We start from the raw sequence: 18463 nt of genomic DNA on the forward strand, positions 1-18463 counted from the left end.
AGCAACGTGAATGGCTACTTTAAATCCACGTGACGTTGTCATCGTTGATGGTGTACGTTCAGCAATGGGTAAAACCAAAAATGGTATGTTCCGTAATGTGCGTGCTGACAGCTTATCTGCTGAATTAGTTCGTGCATTGGTTGCTCGTAACCAGTTTGATACGAATGAAGTTGAAGATGTAATTTGGGGCTGTGTAAACCAAACGCTTGAACAAGGGATGAATGTTGCACGTAACATCGCTTTGTTGGCAGATTTACCAAAAACTGTTGCAGGTCAAACTGTAAACCGTCTTTGTGGTTCTTCTATGCAAGCAATTCACACGGCGGCTGCACAAATTGCGACTAACCAAGGTGATATTTTCATTATTGGTGGTGTAGAGCATATGGGTCACGTAGGAATGATGCACGGCATCGACCTAAATCCTGAAGCGTCTAAGCATTATGCAAAAGCGTCTAACATGATGGGCTTAACGGCTGAAATGTTAGGTCGTATGAATGGCATTACCCGTGAAGAGCAAGATGCTTTTGGTGTTGAATCTCATCGTCGTGCTTGGGCTGCAACGCAAGAAGGTCGTTTTAAAAACGAAATTATTGGTGTTGAAGGTCACGATGCTAACGGCTTTAAACAGCTTTGCGATATTGATGAAGTAATTCGTCCTGATTCTAACCTTGAAGCATTTGCTGCTTTGCGTCCTGTGTTTGACCCGAAAGGTGGTTCTGTAACAGCGGGAACTTCTTCAGCGTTGTCTGATGGTGCTTCTGCAATGTTATTGATGTCTGCTGAACGTGCTCAAGCTTTAGGTCTTAAGCCTCGTGCTGTAATTCGCTCTATGGCGGTTGCAGGTTGTGATGCTGCAATTATGGGCTATGGTCCTGTTCCTGCAACTCAAAAAGCGTTGAAGCGTGCTGGTTTAAGCATGGCAGATATTCAAACTATTGAGTTGAATGAAGCGTTTGCTGCTCAAGGTTTGTCTGTAATGAAAGGCTTGGGTATTTACGAGAAGCAAGACATTATTAACTTGAATGGTGGTGCTATTGCGCTTGGTCACCCATTGGGTTGTTCGGGTGCGCGTATTACCACTACGCTTCTAAACGTAATGGAACAACAAGATACGCAAATTGGTTTAGCGACTATGTGTATTGGTTTAGGTCAAGGTATCGCAACCATTATCGAACGTGTTTAATTTTTAAACACTTAGATAAAAATAAACCCCGCTTATTGCGGGGTTTATTATTTTAAATCAAATAGATATTGATAATTAATTGATACTTTTGTATATTTATCAGGCTCATACTATTGAGTATGAGGAAGGTAATCTGTTGTCAAGTATTGTAATCAGAAATGTTAGAGTAATTTCTAGCAGTTCAGATGATATGTTGCATACTGCTTGGAACCAAATACTGAATATAATATATAAAGTACTCCACAGAATGTAATCAATGCTTCTCATAGTATATTCCTTTCGTGATCTAAAGACGATGTAGAAGCTTTCTTCTAGAGGGTACGTAATTTTTGGGTACTTGGGTATGCTCAAGGATCTCTGTTCTTAGAATAGAGCGTTTCTTACGAGGATTATCGTCAGCCTTTCCTTGAGTTTTCTAATAATGAATATAGAGCCAAAATTCTTTAAAGATCGACAGAAAAATTATTTACATTTTGACTATCCTCTTTCTTCAGAAAAAACTTACCTATATGTCACAAATCCAGATAATGTGAAAAAACATGCATTCTACCCATTTATACACTTCAATTTAAAATCACAAAAAATTAAAAAAGATAAGACTCGAAAAATTAAGGAAAATGGCAAAAAAGATAGATACCCAATTGTCAAATGTGAACCCAAAATTAGAGAAATAAAGTACTCTGCACATATAGACGGTCATATTTATGCTTATTACGCATTTCTATTAACACCTCGTTACGAAGAAATGCTGATTCAAAAGCAACTACAAAATTCGGTCTTAGCATTTAGAAAACTTCCTAACTCTCCAAATAACATTAATTTTGCAAAACAAGTTTTTGATGAAGTAAAAAAACGGCAAAACTGTTCAGTAATTTGCTTAGATATAAAGAGTTTCTTTGATGAACTTGATCATGAATTATTAAAAAAAACTTGGAAAGAAATTCTAGATGTGGATACCTTACCAAGTGATCATTACAACGTGTTTAAATCAATAACCCAATATAGTTATGTAGAAAAAAAACTAGTTTATGAAAACCTAAAACTTTCAATCAATAGCCATCACAAAGATCTTAAACGCCTATGCACGAGTCAAGAGTTTAGAGAAAAAGTTAGAAGTAATAAAATCATAATTAAAAATAATAAGAAAAAAGGAATTCCTCAAGGCTCCTCAATTAGTGCTTTTTTATCTAATATTTATATGATGGAATTTGATGAAAAATTGAAAAAAGAGACTGATAAAGTTAATGCTAAATATTATAGATACTGTGATGATATTTTAATAATATGTGATAGAACAAATCAGTATCAACTATTGAGACTTTCTCAAAATCAAATAGCGAAAATGAAATTAATAATTCAAGATAAAAAAACCAAAATAGCTGAATTTTTAAATGGAACACGTATTTCTAAAGATGAACTTCAATATTTAGGCTTTACTTACGATGGCAATAAAGTGCTATTAAGGGATACAGGGTTAGCTAAATATTCTCACAAAGTTAATAAAGCAATTCGAATGACTAATAAACATTTAGTGCGAATTAATACATCAAGAATCAAAAGAGGTTTAGAACCTCTAAAAAGGCATAACAAACATATTTATCGCAGATTTTCATTTATTGGTAAAAGAAATTATATTAGTTATGCACTCAAAGCATCACGAACAATGCATGAACCTGCTATTAAAGAACAAATAAAGTCACATTGGTCTAAACTTAAAAATAAACTTCATGATAAAGAACTTCAAAATCATGAACATTATGAATATGTGATAGAAAAGTCGTAATACAAACAAAAAAGGATGCATCTGCATGAGCCTGTAAATAATTTTGTGTAATTGCTTTTCATAAATTTAAAGGTGATTGCTTAAGCGGTCACCGAATTCAATAATAAAGCGGCTCATGGCTAAACGCCAGTCGCGAATAGGCATATTCCACTTTTTAGACGCTGCATCAATTGCCAGGTAAATCACTTTACGTACAGAATCATCCGTTGGAAAGACTTTACGCTTTTTGATCGCCTGACGTATTACGCTGTTTAATGATTCGATCGCATTGGTGGTATAGATGGCTTTGCGTATCTCGGCTGGATAAGCAAAGAAGGTATTTAGATTCTCCCAGTGTGTACGCCAGCTTTTGCTGATCTGTGGGTACTTGTCATCCCATGTTTGGGCGAATTGATCCAAGGCCATCAAGGCTGCCTCTTCAGTAGGTGACTGATAAACGGCTTTTAAATCCTGAGTGACGGCCTTGTAATCTTTCCATGATACGTATTTCAAGCTGTTACGCAGCATATGGATAATGCACAGCTGGATATGGGTTTGCGGGTATACGCTGTTAATGGCATCAGGAAAGCCTTTTAGTCCATCCACACAGGCGATCAGAATATCCTGCAACCCTCGGTTTTTAAGCTCAGTCAGGACATTCAGCCAGAACTTTGCACCTTCATTCTCAGCCATCCACATGCCGAGCAGTTCTTTCTGTCCATCAAGATTAATGCCTAAGGCAAGGAATACAGCCTTGTTGATAACACTGCCATTATGACGGACTTTAACTACAATACAGTCCATATAGACGATGGGATAGAGTGCATCCAGCGGACGGTTTTGCCATTCAGCGACTTGCTCCTTAACAGCATCAGTCACCTTGGAAATAAGCGTTGGCGATACATCAGCATCGTACATTTCTTTGAAAGTAGCCACGATTTCACGGGTAGTCATGCCTTTGGCATAAAGGGATAGAATTTGGCTATCCATTTGCGTGATACGAGTCTGATTCTTTTTAATTAGCTGTGGCTCAAATGTGCCATCACGATCTCGTGGTGTGGTGATCTCAATCTCACCATCATCGCTCAGCACGGTCTTACTGGAATAACCGTTACGAGCATTTGAACCGTTCTTACGAGCATTCTTTTCATGTCCGAGATGTTCGGTAAGTTCGGCATTGAGAGCCGTTTCAACAGTGAGTTTAGTCAACAATCGGGTGAATTGATTGAGATCGTCTTCTGTTTTGATTCCTTTAGCAAATTCTGCTGCAAGGTCTTTTAGTTTTTGTTCGTTCATCATGTTGCCTGACTCCGTTGTGAATATGAACATAGCAAATTCAGGCAATTACACAATTTAATTTACAGTCTCATCTGCATCCTTTTTTACATCTCAAACTCTACAAACTCGCTTCTATCGCCTTCTGATTTTTCTGACTCACTTTTTTCATTTGCTTATCTAGCTCAAGCATTTCTTTATAAATCTGATTAAACTGTTTCACGTGATCATCCCCCTGAAACATAAACATATTGCTCTTCGCTTGCCACTTACTCTCTTTTAAAATGGCAAATAAAGCCTGCGCTTTCGCAAAACTTTGCTGTTCAAGCTCAAATAATTCTTGCCCATTATTCTGCTTCACCACTTCTTTAAAAGACTCGGTTAAATAACGACGAAAACGCTGGTTCACTTTTAAATGTTTTGCTTCGTTTAATGCCAACTCATCACGATGCACCATACTTTCTTGGTAACGAGTCATCACCTCTTTTACAGCAATAAACATAATTTCCGTTTCTTCATATTTATTCTTTTTGTCTTTATCTAAACGGTTTACATCTAAAAACTTATCCCAATTTAATGCTTTTAATTCACGTAAATACGTATTTCGAGCTTCTGCACTTTGCACCATAAAATTCAGCACAAAATCTGCCATAATTTTATAATCATCATCTAAATTTGAAGTGTTTAAATCTACAGAAATAGGTTTTTGCCACTTTTGCGCAGCCTCAAAAATCAATTGACCTTCATCTTGTATAACAGATTGATAAACCTCTAATTGTGCTAGCTCATTTTGTTGTACTTTATATTGATAAATCATATATCCAAAAATACTGAATGTTGCCGCAGCAATAACCAACACTACACGTTTCATTTTTTCTCCTATACAAAAGTATAGTCAATTTGAGCCTTATAATTGCATGCTTTTTATACAAAACACAATCACCAATCGCAACAACACTTTATTTTTAAAGGTTTTATAAAATTAGAATAAATTGCATATATAAGTTACTTTTTTATGATGATTTGTACGTTTAACATCTAATTATGAATTTCATGCTTTAATTTATACAAACTATCCCCACTTTAAAAATAAGTAATGAAAAGAGAATACTCATGCGCGTAGATATTTGGTCAGATGTGGTTTGCCCATTTTGTTATATTGGTAAAAAAAGATTAGAAAAAGCAGCAACAGAAGCAGGTGTAGAACTCGAAGTTCATTGGCACAGCTATCAATTAGACCCAGAAGCTCCTGTTCGCCAAGAAGTTTCAAACTCTGAACGTTTGGCACAAAAATATGGTCGTACGCTTGCTGAAGTTGAAGAAATGCAACGCAATATTGCAACTATGGCAAAAGAAGAAGGTATTGAATTTAACTGGGAAGGTGCAAACTCAGGCAATACATTCAATGCACATCGTCTTATTCACCTTGCTCAAAGCAAAGGTTTAGGTTCAGAAGCAAAAGAAGCGTTCTTCTTTAGTTATATGACACAAGGTTTAGCAATTGGTGAGCGTGAAACAATTGAAGATGTTGCGTCACGTATTGGTTTAAACCCTGTAGAAGTAGACGATCTTTTAGATTCTGACGCTTATGCAGACTTCGTAAAATTTGACGAAGAAGTTGCTCGTGAACAATTACAAGTAACAGGCGTTCCCTTCTTTGTATTTGACCAACGTGTTGCTTTAGCAGGTGCGCAACCTACTGAAGTATTTAAACAAGTGATGGAAAAAGCATTAGAAGCTCCAGCAACAACAGAAGCAAATACTGAAGATGCACCAACTTGTGTAGATGATGAATGTGAAGTCCCAAAACAATAAGTCTATTTATATAAAAAAAGCCATCAATTTTGATGGCTTTTTCTTTGCATTTTCAAATTGATTGATTATTATAAAAAACGTAACAAAATTTTTCTTAAAAAATACGGTTTGAATTCCTAAGTTTTTATACAAAAACTTAAATTTACTTAATTTTTCAGGTTCATTATGCACTTATCTTTGTTACAAGCACTTATAAGAAATGAAGTTCCACCTCAAACAATTCATATTCAACAATTATTTGAAATGTCTGAAAAATATCAAGATCCTCTTTCTTCAGAATATAAACTGGTTGAATTAGCGTTAAATATTGTTTTGGGTAGTTATCTAGAAAAGGCGCATAAACTCCTTTGAGCTACTGAATATGAATAACATAGAAAAAACAAAGTACATTGAAGAGCTGAAAGAGTTAACGACAAGCTTAGAGCACGGCTCACTTTCACTTTTTGAAACAGCTCAGGCTAAAAAGCGCATTCAAGATATTTGTACTTTGTTTGATGAGCCCATTTTTCAAAAATACCTTCCACAAAATGCTATAAAAAATGAAGTGAAAATTATTGAGTCCACGCTTTCTCAAAGAGGAACTCATAATTACACTTTAGCAGTTCAAGAGCTCAAAAAACCTGAACCAGAGCCACCAATAGAAGAGTCAAAACCATTAACAACAGATGAAGCTTTAAAACCCGAAAATTTACAACAAGAAACCCCAATTTTAAGTGATATTCCACCAATACAAACAGCTACGCCTAAGCTCGAAAATGTAAATATTGATGGTACAAACTATTCTGTTAAACCTATTCTTTTAAAAAATAATGAAACTTCTCTTTATGAGTTTTCAATTTCAGAGCACTCAAACAATATTGTTCTCATCAATGAAGCCAATATCGAAAGCTTAATTAATCATCCAATTTTTATGGCTGAAGAAACAACAGATACAAGAAGCTTCACTCAATATATTATTTATATGGGTGCAGAAAGTGAAATAGAAGCTATTGCGTCACTAAAAGCCTATAGCCAAAGCCTATCTTGTGAAATTTCAGCTATTCGTCAATTAAAGTGGCAAAACTTAAAAAATGCTTTAAATAGCAACGATACGCTTTTTAAAGCATATATTTCATCGAATACGATTGTTTGGCAACAAAGCCAATACCTCCCATTTATTCCTAAAAATTTGGTTTCAAATAGAAAGTTTATTTTCTTTGAAGAAGATGAAGCACAAATAAACACACCTTTATTATTTTTAGAAGAACGTGGGAAAATTCGTTTAATTTGTGGCACAAATCGCTTGCTGCTAAACGAACAAGACCTTGCTTATCCGTTTATAACTTTTACACGGCAGCAAGGTCTAAATTGGCAAATGATTCAAGAAATAATAACGTCATTACCACAACCTATTGTTACGCTAGATTTACTTAATGCCTTACAGAAAAAAATAGAAAATCCTTAAATTTTAGCCCATCAAATGAGATGGGCTTTTGCATATATAACAATCGAACACATTTATATTTTCACAACATGCAACAAGGTGGTTCTAACGAATAGAATGTTTTTTCTGCGAAGATTTTTCATCCATTTTCGCTTTGTCTAAACGTTGATTATCCACAAAAGGGTTAATATCTACATGACTTAATGCTTTACTAGTAGATGTAACTGATTTAGAAACAACATTTTTTTCCGATACATTTGCAAGTGCAGCTTGCATAGAAACCAATGGAATACTAAAAAATGCAACGAGAGATAGAAAAATTTTCATAAATTAAATTCCAAAATTAAAACATCGTTATTATAGATTAATACTTATTTTTTAATCTTATTTTTAGATCTAAGTGTAGACGTATTTTCTTATTATTTACATAGGTAATTTGAATAATATATCGCCAAGAATATTCCATTTTTAACATTTTATTTAATAAAAAAAGCCTCCCTAAGGAGGCTTCTTAAACTCAATAGAACCTAATCATTACTTCAATAAAAGGCTATTAATACGCTTAATATATTCAGCAGGATCATCAGGTAAACCGCCTTCTGCAATTAATGCCTGATCAAAAATCACATTTGCCAAGTCATCAAACTGTTCAGAGCTTTCTAACTTTTTCACCAATGGATGTTCAGGGTTAATTTCTAAAATTGGTTTAATTTCAGGTACTGGCTGTCCTGCTTGTTTTAGCATGCGTAACAACTGCGGAGATAAATCACCATCACTTGTCACTAAACATGCTGGAGAATCGACAAGACGAGTTGTTACACGTACTTCTTTAGTCTTCTTGTTCAATGCCGAAGATAGCTTCTCTACAACAGGTTTAAATTGTTCTGTTGCTTCTTCCAATGCCTTTTTCTCTTCTGCATCTTGAAGATCGCCTAAATCTACCGCACCTTTTGCCACATTTTGCATTGGCGTACCGTCAAATTCATGAACAAACTCCATTGCCCATTCATCTACACGCTCAGACATCAACAATACTTCAATGCCTTTTTTCTTGAATAACTCAAGTTGTGGAGAGTTTTTCGCAGCATTTAAGCTATCTGCAGTCACGTAGTAAATGGCATTTTGCCCTTCTTTCATACGTGCTTTGTAATCTGCCAATGTTGTTGAAACGTCATCATTGGTTGATGTTGCAAAACGTAGAAGTTTTAAAATACGGTCATGATTCACTAAGTCTTGACCCAAGCCTTCTTTCAATACAGAACCAAATTCTGCATAGAAAGTTTTGTATTTCTCTTGGTCTTTTTCGTCTTCAGATTTAGATAAACCATCTAACATTGTGAGAATACGACGTGTGTTACCTTCACGAATTGTCTTAACATCTCGGCTTTCTTGAAGTAATTCACGACTTACGTTAAGCGGTAAATCTGCACTATCTACAATACCTTGAACAAAGCGTAAGTAGTTTGGAATCAGGTTTTCTGCCTCATCCATAATAAATACGCGTTTCACATACAGCTTAATGCCTGGTTTTGCTTCACGTGTAAAAATATTGCCTGGTGCTTTGCTTGGAATATAAAGCAATTGCGTATATTCAGTGCTACCTTCAACACGGTTATGTGCCCACGCAAGTGGCGCTTCAAAGTCATGACTTAGGTTTTTATAAAACTCTGTGTATTGCTCTTCTGTAATTTCAGATTTATTACGTGTCCATAAAGCACTTGCAGAGTTAATTGCTTCCCATTCGTCAGTCTTAACATATTGACCGCCTTGAGGTTCTTCGCCTTCCACAACTTCTTCTTGTTGCCAAACTTCTTTTTGCATTTCAATTGGCAAGCTAATGTGATCTGAATATTTATTAATAATATTCTTCACTTTGTAGCTTTCTAGGTATTCGAGTGCATCATCACGTAAATGTAAAATGATGTCTGTACCACGACTTTCTTTTTCAATTTGCGCTACTTCAAAATCACCTGTTCCGCCACTTACCCAACGAACTGCTTCGTTTGTAGCGGCACCTGCACGACGTGATTCAACCGTAATTTTTTCAGCAACAATAAAACCTGAATAGAAACCAACACCAAATTGACCAATTAATTGCGCATCTGACTTTTGGTCGCCAGAAAGCTTAGACATAAAGTCTTTCGTACCTGATTTTGCAATCGTACCCAAGTTATCAATGGCTTCTTGTTGAGTTAAACCAATTCCGTTATCAGAAATTGTAATTGTTTTATTGTCTTTATTTAGGCTTACACGAACATGTAAGTCAGGATCATTTTCATAATATTCAGGATGATTAATCCCTTCAAAACGTAATTTATCACACGCATCAGATGCATTCGATATCAATTCACGTAGGAAAATTTCTGGGTTTGAATATAGAGAATGCGTCACTAAATGTAATAGCTGAGCCACTTCAGCTTGGAAACTATGTTTTTGTGCGCTTTGCTCGCTCATTCATTACTCCTTAAATTCATTACATTGTTTTGGATACATAATGAATTGGAGCTTAGCGCTTATTTTTCAATAGCAAATTTAAAAAAATTAGAAAGGACCTTTTTTATAAATACGTTGTAAATAAATATCGAGTTGTTGCTGACGCATTTTATAAACTTCATTTAAACAAGCTTCAGCTTTACCACAACGATCACGCATAGCTAACCACTTCACCTGTTCATCTCGAATGACAGATCGGGTTCCCATTGGCACCAATTTATTGACTATTTTATAAGTGGTTGCCATTTTAACATCTGCATCATTCACAGCTAAGCTTTCACAAATTGCATGCTCTGTACTTGTTTTTGCATGATTACAATCGAAACTTGCCGCATAAGTTTGTGTCAGAAAAAAGCTCATTATCATGAGCAGAGATTGAATAAATATTTTCATTATTTCTCTTATCTTTATTTATATATTCTTTAATAAACTATCTGCACATAACAAGATATTCAATACAGCATCTACATCATTTTTGTTTTCTATTTGCAATAAAAAAGCCCCATCAAAAGATGAGGCTTCAAATATTCTACATTTCTAAATTCTTAGAACTTGTAGCTATAACCTAATGTATAGATTACAGGATCGATATCTAAGTCAAACTTAGTAGTTTTATTAACAGTTACTTCTGGGCTTAAATCAGCATAACGCACATCTAGGAAAACACCCCAATTTTTTGCATCTGCAGGTTGGAAGTTAACACCTACCTGTGCAGCATAACCATAGTCTTCTTTAACTTTCACTTTAGCACTAGCTAAATCACCTGAAGTTTCTTCATCCCATGGAATAAATGCCGTAACACCTGCGCCTACATATGGTGTAAAGCCTGTAGAGTTTTTAAAGTGGTATTTAGCAGTTAACGTTGGTGGTAAATGTTTGATGTTAACACCTGCATTTACATCACCCTTAACAGTAATGTCATGATTAATAGGTGTAGCCAATAACAACTCTGCAGAGAAATTATCATTAAAGAAATATTCTACAGACGGAGTAAAAGCAAGTTCGTTATCTGCTTCTACAACACCAACACCAGCAACATTTGTGTTCTGAGTTGGAGCGATTACAGAACCACCTACTTTAACTTGCCATTGACCAGCCATAGCAGAAGCAGACATACCCATTAATGCAATAAGAGCAACTTGTTTTAGCATTTTTAAAATACCCTTGTTATGAATAACATTATAATAAACATGTGTATTAATATTATGCAATAGATATTATTTTGTTAATATTTAATAAGTTTATATCTTATTGTTTTTTATTAAAATTTATTTTAATTTGACTAATAAGGTTGGTTTTAAATCCAACCTTATTAATCTAATATTTTTTATTTTAATCCTACTAAATTTATCAGAAATAAATATATATTCACTTCTAATATATTTATAAAGATTAGATTATAAAACCATTGCTGCAATCCAACCAAAAATCATTAGTGGAATGTTGTAGTGAATAAAAGTAGGTACTACGCTGTCCCACATATGGTCATGTTGACCATCCATATTCAAACCTGATGTTGGACCTAATGTAGAATCTGAAGCTGGCGAACCTGCATCACCTAGCGCTGCTGCTGTACCAATAAGTGCAATTGTTGCAGCAGGGCTAAAGCCAAACTGTAAACATAACGGTACGTAAATAATGGCAAGAATAGGTACTGTTGAAAATGACGAACCAATACCTAATGTAATAAGTAAGCCAATCAAAAGCATCCAAAATGCTGCTAAGCCTTGAGTATCACCAATCCATTGAACAGATGCTTGTACTAAAGCAGGTACCTGATTTGTCGCTTCAATAACTGATGCAAAACCTTGCGCAGAAATCATAATAAAGCCAACCAATGCCATCATACGCATACCACTTACAATTACATCATCTGCTTCTTTCCATTTGAAAATACCTGCACAACTTAAAATAGCAACACCTACAAGTCCTGCTAAAATCATTGAATCAGATATCACTTGTACAAACAGCGTCATAACGACAGCTATAGCCGCCATAATCAGTGTAAATTTAGCAACTAGCGGTTTGCCATTTTCATCACTTTTTACACTATTAGAAATCGTATTCTGCGAAGATTTAACGTTTAAATCTGAATATTCTCTTGGTTTACGATAACTAAAAAATACCGCAATTAATAAACCAATAAACATTCCCAGCACAGGAATAAGCATCGCATGTGGAATTTGATCATATGAAATGCTGAAACCGTATGGCTTACCAAATGTATTGATGTTTTGCCCTAAAATATCATTCAGGAAAATCGCACCAAATCCAAAAGGTACTAACATGTAAGTACCAACAAGACCAAAGGTCAACACACAAGCAATTAAACGACGGTCTAGCTTTAAGTGGTTAAACACGCTAAGTAGCGGTGGAATCAATACTGGAATAAAAGCAATATGCACTGGAATCACGTTTTGCGAGCATATAGCAGCAAGAGCAATAGTACCAAAAATCATATATTTCACACGATTTTGTGCTTTAACATCACTATTACCTTTTAAAGTAGTAATGAGCTTATAAGCAAGCAAATCTGGCAAGCCTGAACGAGCTAAAGCCAATGCGAATGCACCCAACACACCATAGGCAAGCGCAATTTGCGCACCATTACCTAGACCATTATTGAATGCTTCAATTGTTCCATGGATACCAAGTCCAGCTAATAAACCACCAGTTACCGCACCAATAATTAATGCAAATACGACAGGAACACGAGCCAATGACAATCCAAACATGACTGTAATGGCAGCAAGAATTGCAAACATAGAAAATAGTAATTTTTAAAAAAGAAGTATTTTATCAGAGTTTCCTATTAAATTTACTCCAGTTATCTGCTTACAATTTTATATCTAGCTAATATAAAATATTGACGATAAAAGATTCAAACATTCCATTAAATTTCATCAACTAAAATTCATTTTTTGGTAAATATAATTTAAATTGAACAAGTGGTTTTAATATCTATAAACATAAAAAAGCGCAAATCATTGCGCTTTTTTAAAACAAGACTCAAAGAAACTTCTATTTCTTCTGCTCAATAGCAGCACCTGCACCGCCACCCAATGCACCACCTATAGCCGCACCAGAATTACCACCTAGCACTTCTTTTCCTATAATGGCACCTACAGCACCACCAACGCCACTATAAGTTGCATTACGGTTTGAGCCATTCTGAGTTTTGCTACCAACAGCAGAACCTGCGCCAGCTCCTGCAGCAGCACCAACACTACCGCCCACTTTATTTCCCACACCACCACCAACTGCACCGCCTAAAGCTGCGGCACCAATACGTTGTTGGTTTGTACTCATATTTTCACAGCCTGCCAACATAAAAGCTGAAGCTGCAACCACGCTTGTCATCATTACTAATTTTTTCATAGCGCCTCTCCTTTTGTTCAATTTATATTAGCCATTTTTTAAACAATGAATAATGAATTTATGTAAGTAAAATATTGTGAATGTTAAGCTTAAATTCAGAAATAAAACCTTAAAAATTCATCAACATTCACTTATGGATTTTCATTAATAATCAGCATATCACGTGTTTTTTCACCATTTTCTGTTGTTACAACATGTGATACTTTTTTATTCGCCTCTACACCTGTTGCCTCATTCAGTTTAAGTGTACGTTTAACAGGTTCAGATTGATCCTTTTTAAACTCTACACCTTCAGCATCAATTTTCTTATTTTTAGAAAGTACTTCCCCACCTTGTGTAATTGTTGTATTCAGCTCAATTTTTGAAGTTGGTACAATTACACCACCCTTTTTCACAACAGGAATAGATAATTTCTTTTCTGAAAATTGTTGTTGATCATCATTAAATTCAACTTCTCGTGCAACAACATCTTTGCCTTTATTTGTTACTTCAAAAATTGTAGCTTCTACATGGCGCGTTGCATTTTGACCTGCAATTTTACGAATCACTTCTGTTTTAAGCACTGGAACAACAGCTTTATCTTCAACAGTAATGGTATGTGGCATAGGTGCTGCCATTGTAAATGTAGATAAACCCAACACTGCTAAGCCTAAAATTGTTTTATTTAACTTCATGTTTAATCCCTCAATTAATTGTCATGATCTTTTACTTATTTAATATATGAAAAATAACGTATTTTTAAAAGTGTTTATTTTAGATATAAAAAAGGCGCCCTAAGGCGCCTTTTCATTCAATCATTTAACGTTGAATTAAAATTCTTCGTTAAATGCTTGGCTTAATGCTTGATCTACGTCAGAGAAATCATTTACAAGCTCAAACTCAGCAGCTTCAGATTCTTGACGACGACGTTCTAAGTGGTAAGCAAGACCTGTACCCGCTGGGATCAGACGACCTACAACAACGTTTTCTTTCAGACCGCGTAAATCATCTTCTTTACCTGTTACAGCAGCTTCAGTTAACACACGAGTTGTTTCCTGGAACGATGCAGCAGAGATGAACGAGTCGGTAGAAAGCGATGCTTTTGTAATACCCATTAATTGACGTTCAAACTTAGCAGGGAACTTGTTTTGAGCAAGTACAGCTTGGTTTTCGCCAACAACACGGATGTATTCCACTTGTTCGCCTTTAATAAAGCTTGTATCGCCACCGTCAGTGATTTCAACTTTACGCAACATTTGACGTACGATTACTTCAATGTGCTTATCGTTAATTTTTACACCTTGCAAACGGTATACATCTTGAACTTCGTTCACGATGTAGTTTGTAAGCGCAACTTCGCCTTTCAAACGTAAGATGTCATGTGGGTTTTGTGGACCATCAGAAACAGTCTCACCACGGTTCACATGCTCACCTTCGAACACGTTCATCGTACGCCACTTAGGAATTAACTCTTCATAAATTTCAGAGCCATCATCCGGAGTAATCACAAGACGATTCTTACCTTTAGTTTCTTTACCAAAGCTTACAACACCAGAAATTTCAGCAAGAATTGCATGCTCTTTCGGTTTACGTGCTTCGAATAAATCGGCTACGCGTGGAAGACCACCGGTAATATCACGAGTACGTGAAGATTCTTGTGGTACACGACCAATTACATCACCCACACCAATTGTTTCGCCATCACGGACAGAAAGAATTGTGTTTTGTGGTAAGAAGTAGAACTGTTCGCCACCATCTGTAGTATCCAATACAACTGCTGGACGTAAATCTTTACCTGACGCAGGACGTGAAGTCACTGGTAAGATTTCGATTGTTGTCATACCTGTTGCATCATCAGTTTTAGAGGTAACAGTTACACCGTCAGCAATTTGGCTGAAGCGTACTTTACCGGCAACTTCTGTTACAAGTGGATGTGTATGTGGATCCCAAGTTGCAACGATACCGCCAGCTTCAATCGTTTCACCATCTTTAAGTAAGATAGACGCACCGTAAGGAAGTTTATAACGTTCGCGCTCACGACCAATATCATCCGCAATACCAATCTCACCTGAACGTGAAGTTGATACCAAATGACCTTTAGCGTGTTGTACTGTTTTCACGTTGTGGAAACGTACTGTACCTTTATTACGAACTTGTACGCTGTTTGCAGCAGAAGTTCTGCTTGCAGCACCACCAACGTGGAACGTACGCATTGTTAACTGTGTACCTGGCTCACCAATTGATTGAGCAGCCATTACACCCACAGATTCACCTGGATTTACCAAGTGACCGCGAGCAAGGTCACGACCGTAACATTTCGCACATACGCCAAATGTAGATTCACAAGAAACTACTGAACGTACTTTAACTTCATCGACACCAGCTTCTTCTAGGAATGCTGCAATTTTCTCATCGATAAGCGTATTACGTGGAAGAATAACTTCTTCAGAACCTACACGTTTTACATCTTCAGCAACAACACGACCAAGTACTCGGCTACCCAAGTTCTCAATTACATCACCACCTTGAATGAACGGAGTCATTACAAGACCGCCTAAAGTACCGCAATCTGGCTCAGTAATTACTAAGTCTTGCGCTACGTCTACTAGACGACGAGTTAAGTAACCCGAGTTTGCTGTTTTAAGTGCTGTATCGGCCAAACCTTTACGTGCACCGTGTGTTGAAATGAAGTACTGAAGTACTGTCAAACCTTCACGGAAGTTCGCTTTAATTGGTGTTTCAATGATCGAGCCATCTGGCTTAGCCATCAAACCACGCATACCCGCTAACTGACGAATCTGAGCTGCCGAACCACGGGCACCTGAGTCAGACATCATGTAAATCGAGTTGAATGATTTTTGCTTCTCATCTTCACCCTGTTTGTTTTTAACAGTTGTGAAAGATAAGTTATCCATCATCGCTTTCGCTACTTGGTCGTTTGTACGCGCCCAAATATCGACAACTTTATTATAACGCTCACCAGCAGTTACGAAACCTTGTTCAAACTGTTGTTCGATTTCACGAACTTCAGCTTCAGATTTCGCAATAATCGCTTCTTTATTTGGTGGAATTAACATGTCTTCCATACCAACAGAAACGCCTGAACGAGTCGCTTGACGGAAGCCCAAGTACATCAATTGGTCAGCAAAGATAACTGTATCTTTAAGACCTAATTTACGGTAGCAAGAGTTAATTAACTTAGAGATGTTCTTTTTGTTCATCTCAAGGTTAATTTGTTGGAAATCCATACCTTCAGGAACAACTTCCCAAAGTAAGCAACGACCTGGAGTTGTATCTACAACAATCGTTTGCTGTTCACGGTTACCATCTTCGTCAATTACAGTTTGATGTACACGTGCTTTAACACGAGCGTGTAAATCAACTTGACCTGTTGCAAGTGCACGGTTTACTTCGTCAGTATCCGCAAACACCATGCCTTCACCTTTGGCATTGATTGCATCACGAGTGATGTAATACAAGCCTAAGACAACGTCTTGAGAAGGTACGATGATTGGCTCACCGTTCGCTGGAGACAAGATGTTGTTTGTAGACATCATTAACGCACGAGCTTCTAATTGAGCTTCAAGTGTTAATGGAACGTGTACCGCCATTTGGTCACCGTCGAAGTCGGCGTTAAATGCCGCACAAACTAACGGATGAAGACGGATCGCTTTACCTTCAATAAGAGTAGGTTCAAATGCTTGAAGACCTAAACGGTGAAGTGTTGGCGCACGGTTCAACATCACTGGATGTTGACGAATTACAGATGCAAGAACGTCCCAAACTTCTGGAGTTTCGCGCTCAACCATTTTCTTCGCAGCTTTAATGGTTGTTGCTTGACCAGATGCTTGTAGTTTAGCGAAAATGAATGGCTTGAATAATTCAAGTGCCATTTTTTTCGGAAGACCACATTGGTGTAAACGTAATGTAGGACCTACAGTAATTACCGAACGACCAGAATAGTCAACACGCTTACCAAGTAAGTTTTGACGGAAACGACCTTGTTTACCTTTGATCATATCTGCCAAAGATTTAAGAGGACGTTTGTTCGAACCTGTAATTGCGCGACCACGACGACCGTTATCAAGCAATGCATCTACAGACTCTTGTAACATACGTTTTTCGTTACGTACGATAATGTCTGGAGCCGCAAGGTCAAGAAGACGTTTTAAACGGTTGTTACGGTTAATTACACGACGGTAAAGATCGTTCAAGTCAGAAGTCGCGAAACGACCACCTTCAAGAGGAACTAACGGACGAAGATCTGGTGGAAGAACTGGAAGTACAGTCAACACCATCCATTCTGGTTTGTTGTTAGATTCTTTGAACGCTTCCATCAACTTCAAACGCTTAGAAGCTTTTTTAAGCTTAGTTTCTGAAGTTGTATTAGGAATTTCTTCACGTAAACGAGAAATTTCGTTTTCAAGATCGATGTCTTTCAACAAATCTTGAACTGCTTCTGCACCCATTTTCGCAGTGAATTCATCACCGTGCTCTTCTAACGCATTGAAGTATTCTTCATCGTTAAGAAGTTGGTATTTCTCAAATGGAGTCATACCAGGGTCAGTTACAACATAAGATTCGAAATACAATACGCGTTCAATATCACGAAGCGTCATATCAAGTAATAAACCGATACGGCTTGGTAATGATTTCAAGAACCAAATATGTGCAACTGGAGAAGCTAATTCGATGTGACCCATACGTTCACGACGAACTTTCGCAGTTGTTACTTCAACGCCACATTTTTCACAAATGACGCCTTTGTATTTCATACGCTTGTATTTACCACACAAGCACTCGTAATCTTTTACTGGACCAAAGATTTTGGCACAGAACAAACCATCACGTTCTGGTTTGAACGTACGATAGTTAATGGTTTCAGGCTTTTTAACTTCACCATGAGACCATGACTTAATCATTTCTGGTGACGCAAGACCAATACGGATGCGGTCAAACTCTACAGGAGCATGACCGTCTGAATCCGTCTTTTTGCGCATGATATCGAGCAAGTCTTTCAATTTTTTTCTCCGTGTGTTGTGGAGATTTTCACTCAACAACTGGGTCACAAATATTGTTTTTTAACTGAAAATCCACCCTTGCCCCTTTTCAAAGGGTGAGAAGCACTGCTTCGCAAGGGGGATTAAATGGAACT

At 36.7% G+C, this 18463-nt stretch carries 15 protein-coding genes; 5 read left to right on the forward strand and 10 right to left on the reverse strand.

Going from position 1 to position 18463, the window contains the following annotated elements:
* The first annotated feature begins 10 nt into the window (after positions 1–10).
* Together fadA and drt2 are read left to right on the forward strand one after the other, a co-directional pair.
* A complete protein-coding gene (fadA, locus tag MZO21_RS11340; RefSeq protein WP_248103410.1) occupies positions 11–1183 on the forward strand; it encodes an acetyl-CoA C-acyltransferase FadA in 1173 nt (390 codons plus the stop codon).
* Between the two features lie 421 nt (positions 1184–1604).
* On the forward strand, positions 1605–2966 hold the full coding sequence (gene drt2 / locus MZO21_RS11345; RefSeq protein WP_248103413.1) for an antiviral reverse transcriptase Drt2: 1362 nt from the start codon (positions 1605–1607) through the stop codon (positions 2964–2966).
* 66 nt (positions 2967–3032) lie between these two features.
* Here drt2 and MZO21_RS11350 read toward each other — a convergent pair whose 3' ends face one another.
* Positions 3033–4241 (reverse strand): IS256 family transposase, encoded by a 1209-nt coding sequence (locus MZO21_RS11350; protein ID WP_032028744.1) that lies wholly within the window; start codon positions 4239–4241, stop codon positions 3033–3035.
* A 100-nt stretch (positions 4242–4341) separates the two neighbouring features.
* Positions 4342–5091, reverse strand: a complete 750-nt coding sequence (locus MZO21_RS11355; RefSeq protein WP_248103577.1) for a hypothetical protein — start codon at positions 5089–5091, stop codon at positions 4342–4344.
* A 242-nt stretch (positions 5092–5333) separates the two neighbouring features.
* Between MZO21_RS11355 and MZO21_RS11360 the strand changes: the two genes are divergently transcribed.
* From MZO21_RS11360 to MZO21_RS11370, 3 genes are all read left to right on the forward strand, one after another.
* A complete protein-coding gene (locus tag MZO21_RS11360) occupies positions 5334–6035 on the forward strand; it encodes a DsbA family oxidoreductase (RefSeq protein ID WP_248103574.1) in 702 nt (233 codons plus the stop codon).
* Between the two features lie 165 nt (positions 6036–6200).
* Entirely contained in the window at positions 6201–6386 is a 186-nt protein-coding gene (locus MZO21_RS11365) for a hypothetical protein (RefSeq protein WP_154771979.1), read from the forward strand.
* A gap of 10 nt (positions 6387–6396) precedes the next feature.
* Positions 6397–7479: a hypothetical protein gene (locus MZO21_RS11370; RefSeq protein WP_248103571.1), complete on the forward strand. Its 1083-nt coding sequence runs from the start codon at positions 6397–6399 to the stop codon at positions 7477–7479.
* Positions 7480–7563: 84 nt separating this feature from the next.
* On the opposite strand, the gene MZO21_RS11375 is transcribed toward MZO21_RS11370, so the two are convergent.
* The 8 genes from MZO21_RS11375 to rpoC form a co-directional block, all read right to left on the reverse strand.
* Positions 7564–7785: a hypothetical protein gene (locus MZO21_RS11375; protein WP_248103568.1), complete on the reverse strand. Its 222-nt coding sequence runs from the start codon at positions 7783–7785 to the stop codon at positions 7564–7566.
* Positions 7786–7992: 207 nt separating this feature from the next.
* A complete protein-coding gene (gene htpG, locus MZO21_RS11380) occupies positions 7993–9912 on the reverse strand; it encodes a molecular chaperone HtpG (protein ID WP_248103565.1) in 1920 nt (639 codons plus the stop codon).
* Positions 9913–9999: 87 nt separating this feature from the next.
* Positions 10000–10344: a lysozyme inhibitor LprI family protein gene (locus MZO21_RS11385; RefSeq protein WP_248103562.1), complete on the reverse strand. Its 345-nt coding sequence runs from the start codon at positions 10342–10344 to the stop codon at positions 10000–10002.
* A 152-nt stretch (positions 10345–10496) separates the two neighbouring features.
* Complete coding sequence (locus MZO21_RS11390) at positions 10497–11102, reverse strand: OmpW/AlkL family protein (RefSeq protein WP_248103559.1); 606 nt, start codon at positions 11100–11102, stop codon at positions 10497–10499.
* A gap of 246 nt (positions 11103–11348) precedes the next feature.
* On the reverse strand, positions 11349–12716 hold the full coding sequence (locus MZO21_RS11395) for a Na+/H+ antiporter family protein (RefSeq protein WP_248103557.1): 1368 nt from the start codon (positions 12714–12716) through the stop codon (positions 11349–11351).
* 256 nt (positions 12717–12972) lie between these two features.
* The gene (locus MZO21_RS11400) at positions 12973–13329 is read right to left on the reverse strand and encodes a DNA transfer protein p32 (RefSeq protein ID WP_154771973.1); all 357 of its coding nucleotides are present in this window, start codon (positions 13327–13329) and stop codon (positions 12973–12975) included.
* 131 nt (positions 13330–13460) lie between these two features.
* The gene (locus MZO21_RS11405; RefSeq protein WP_248103554.1) at positions 13461–14003 is read right to left on the reverse strand and encodes a hypothetical protein; all 543 of its coding nucleotides are present in this window, start codon (positions 14001–14003) and stop codon (positions 13461–13463) included.
* A 135-nt stretch (positions 14004–14138) separates the two neighbouring features.
* Entirely contained in the window at positions 14139–18329 is a 4191-nt protein-coding gene (rpoC, locus tag MZO21_RS11410; RefSeq protein WP_154771971.1) for a DNA-directed RNA polymerase subunit beta', read from the reverse strand.
* Between the last annotated feature and the right edge of the window lie 134 nt (positions 18330–18463).

The organism is Acinetobacter portensis (assembly GCF_023158935.1).
In the GTDB taxonomy this organism is placed as follows: Bacteria; Pseudomonadota; Gammaproteobacteria; order Pseudomonadales; family Moraxellaceae; genus Acinetobacter; species Acinetobacter faecalis.

Excerpts from the sequence above, each read along its gene's own strand:
- MZO21_RS11365 (WP_154771979.1), top strand. The coding sequence starts at position 6,201 with ATGCACTTATCTTTGTTACAAGCACTTATAAGAAATGAAGTTCCACCT.
- MZO21_RS11370 (WP_248103571.1), top strand. The coding sequence starts at position 6,397 with ATGAATAACATAGAAAAAACAAAGTACATTGAAGAGCTGAAAGAGTTA.
- drt2 (WP_248103413.1), top strand. The coding sequence starts at position 1,605 with ATGAATATAGAGCCAAAATTCTTTAAAGATCGACAGAAAAATTATTTA.
- MZO21_RS11350 (WP_032028744.1), bottom strand. The coding sequence starts at position 4,241 with ATGAACGAACAAAAACTAAAAGACCTTGCAGCAGAATTTGCTAAAGGA.
- MZO21_RS11395 (WP_248103557.1), bottom strand. The coding sequence starts at position 12,716 with ATGTTTGCAATTCTTGCTGCCATTACAGTCATGTTTGGATTGTCATTG.
- fadA (WP_248103410.1), top strand. The coding sequence starts at position 11 with ATGGCTACTTTAAATCCACGTGACGTTGTCATCGTTGATGGTGTACGT.
- MZO21_RS11390 (WP_248103559.1), bottom strand. The coding sequence starts at position 11,102 with ATGCTAAAACAAGTTGCTCTTATTGCATTAATGGGTATGTCTGCTTCT.
- MZO21_RS11360 (WP_248103574.1), top strand. The coding sequence starts at position 5,334 with ATGCGCGTAGATATTTGGTCAGATGTGGTTTGCCCATTTTGTTATATT.
- MZO21_RS11375 (WP_248103568.1), bottom strand. The coding sequence starts at position 7,785 with ATGAAAATTTTTCTATCTCTCGTTGCATTTTTTAGTATTCCATTGGTT.
- MZO21_RS11355 (WP_248103577.1), bottom strand. The coding sequence starts at position 5,091 with ATGAAACGTGTAGTGTTGGTTATTGCTGCGGCAACATTCAGTATTTTT.
- MZO21_RS11405 (WP_248103554.1), bottom strand. The coding sequence starts at position 14,003 with ATGAAGTTAAATAAAACAATTTTAGGCTTAGCAGTGTTGGGTTTATCT.
- htpG (WP_248103565.1), bottom strand. The coding sequence starts at position 9,912 with ATGAGCGAGCAAAGCGCACAAAAACATAGTTTCCAAGCTGAAGTGGCT.
- MZO21_RS11400 (WP_154771973.1), bottom strand. The coding sequence starts at position 13,329 with ATGAAAAAATTAGTAATGATGACAAGCGTGGTTGCAGCTTCAGCTTTT.
- MZO21_RS11385 (WP_248103562.1), bottom strand. The coding sequence starts at position 10,344 with ATGAAAATATTTATTCAATCTCTGCTCATGATAATGAGCTTTTTTCTG.